The organism is Bacillus sp. AP50 (assembly GCF_040492675.1).
GTDB classification, from domain to species: domain Bacteria; phylum Bacillota; class Bacilli; order Bacillales; family Bacillaceae_G; genus Bacillus_A; species Bacillus_A cereus.
Genome location: NZ_JBEUTW010000628.1, coordinates 1 through 2,432 on the forward strand (window position 1 = coordinate 1; position 2,432 = coordinate 2,432).

Sequence of the window (2,432 nt, forward strand, 5' to 3'; positions counted from 1 at the left end):
GTTCTAAGTTCATGCACTTCTACCAAATCTATACGTAATTTTCTGATTTTAAAACTAATATGAAATAAAGGAGAATAAAAAGAAAAACTATTATCAATCTATCAATTGAAAATAATACTTAACAAGAGTTTATCATCTTAACTCCAAGTGTATTCGTTTTGCTTCAAAATAAAGAACTTGAATAAATTTTTTCGTATCAATACGAGCAGGTAATGTTGGTTCATTATTCAATTCTGTCATCTTTCTCCTTACGGTAGTAAAATCAAAAAATCTAGAAGCATAATTTTCGAACTTCGGGTTTAAAAAATCAGTAAGTCCAAGGGATGCTAAATGGTTTAATGATTGATAAATTGCTCTCCGAATCCGTTGTTTGGAAGCTTCTATGAACCTTTTTAATTCGGCATCTTCAGCTGAATCCCCAAGTTTTTTTTGAGCCAAATTCATAAAAATCTCTTTTAGTGAGGGAAAGCCTTGGTCCAACGTGTTATCTTGTTCATATTTATATAAATAATCTAGCATATCCATTAAATCTTTACTTCCACTTTCACTGGCTATTCCTAATTCAGACAAAAGAAAATGAATGGAATTTTGAAAATGATTAAAAGTATTTAAATGTTTTTCATTACGGTATTTTTCTTGCGCACTTGAATTACTATCCAATTTTAGTACCATATTAAGCGATTCTTGAATGTTTTTTATCGATTTTTCCAAACGAATTCGTTCAATGACTTTCCGAACAACTGTTAATACTTCAATCCGGTTAATTGGCTTAATAATATAGTATTCAACACCAAGCGAATAAGCTTCAGCAATTAATTCTTTTGATTCTACTTGAGAGACCATGATGATTTTCCCTTTAAACGAAGGTTTTATTTGACGGATTGTTTTTATTCCATCTTGAATCGGCATTAACAAATCGATAAATAAAATGTCTATATTTTTAAGGATTAGCATTTGTTGCTCTAAAGATAAACCATCCTCAGCTTCTCCTATAACCTCCCCAAGATCTTCATCCTCGATAATTTGAGCCAACATTGAGCGAACCGCTTTTTCATCATCTACTATATAAAAATACATAGAATCACCCTTTCGAAATTATATGATCAATCCCTAATCTAATTATAAAAATTGATCCTTTTCCTTCGGTTCTGTCCTCAAGCGTAACATCACCTTCAAGTTGTTCGACCATTTCTTTAACATACGATAATCCGATACCTGTCGATGGGTTGCCTAAATCATCATATTTAGAAGTAAACCCAGGCTCAAAAATTGAATCTTTATATTTTGAAGAAATACCAGGACCATTATCGCCTATTTGAAATTCAACAAAATGGTGGTCTTTATTAATGTCAATTGTGATGGTTCCCATACCTTGGATAGCTTCTACAGCGTTTGTAACGATATTATTTATAATAGATAAGATTGTGTAAATATGATAATGAGGATGCACACCATCAATTTTATACACAAATTGGATATCTTTCTCTAGCAAGCGTGCATATTTCGTATTTGCCCGTATAATGATATTTACTAGTTCATGTACAGACATATAATCTGTAAAACTTTCATCAGAAATTAGTTTTGAAAGCCCCGCAAAAATACGTTGGTTATCCTTTTTAACGTCATGGACCTCACCAGCAATTTGTAATGCCTGTTGCCTTAAATCCCCAAACTGAAAATCCATCTGTTTGTGCTCAAAAGAGTCTAAGGTTTTATATAAATCATAGGATTTTTTTGTTATATTCTCAGCATCTTGTAATGTTTTCTTTAAATGAACAGCATCTTCATATAAATTAGAGATAAGCATGAGCATGTGTTCATTTTGCTTCTTTATATGTCTCTCCCTTGATTGCGCTTCATACAATTTCATCATATTGAAAAAGCTTAGAACTATAAAACTATGGGAACATGCGATAACAATAATCTCATTTATTGCCTCGGATGTGATCGATGTTTTTAATACGAAATATTGAATCATTAATTCCACACAGTCTGACAGTATTTCAATCATGCAACCAATAAAACCAATCATTAGTGGTTGATGATAAAAACGTTTGATTTTTGCTAAATGAAAGAGATACGAATAAGTAAAATAAAAGAAAAAACTAGGATAGTGAGTATGAAAAGCGGCTAGCCAATCCATATTTTCCTTTATAATGACATCCATTGAGATACGAAATACTACAACGACTATCGCTGTTAAAAAACCCGGTAAAAATGCTGGAATTCGTCGAAACAATAACAAAAAAAAGAAAAATGTTGGTGCGCCAAAGCTCATTCTAAATGTTTCATTTAAAGGAAATGACTTTATTTCACCTACTAAGGGTACTGTAAGTATCATTAAAACGAGAATATAGATGTCTTTTTTTACTAAATTACTAAGATTCAAAATAATCACTTCTCACTTTCGCCTAACAGTCAGTATACAAACC

2 protein-coding genes are annotated in these 2,432 nt (G+C 31.5%); both read right to left on the reverse strand.

Annotated elements, in window-relative coordinates; translation table 11 throughout:
• Window positions 1-132: 132 nt before the first annotated feature.
• Window positions 133-1,077, reverse strand: a complete 945-nt coding sequence (locus tag ABWK52_RS27565) for a response regulator (RefSeq protein WP_061655834.1) — start codon at window positions 1,075-1,077, stop codon at window positions 133-135.
• Window positions 1,078-1,081: 4 nt separating this feature from the next.
• On the reverse strand, window positions 1,082-2,398 hold the full coding sequence (locus tag ABWK52_RS27570) for a sensor histidine kinase (RefSeq protein ID WP_098542014.1): 1,317 nt from the start codon (window positions 2,396-2,398) through the stop codon (window positions 1,082-1,084).
• Window positions 2,399-2,432 lie beyond the last annotated feature (34 nt).

What these genes read in the sequence shown, in the direction of transcription:
- ABWK52_RS27565 (WP_061655834.1), bottom strand. Translation starts at nt 1,077, where the DNA reads ATGTATTTTTATATAGTAGATGATGAAAAAGCGGTTCGCTCAATGTTG.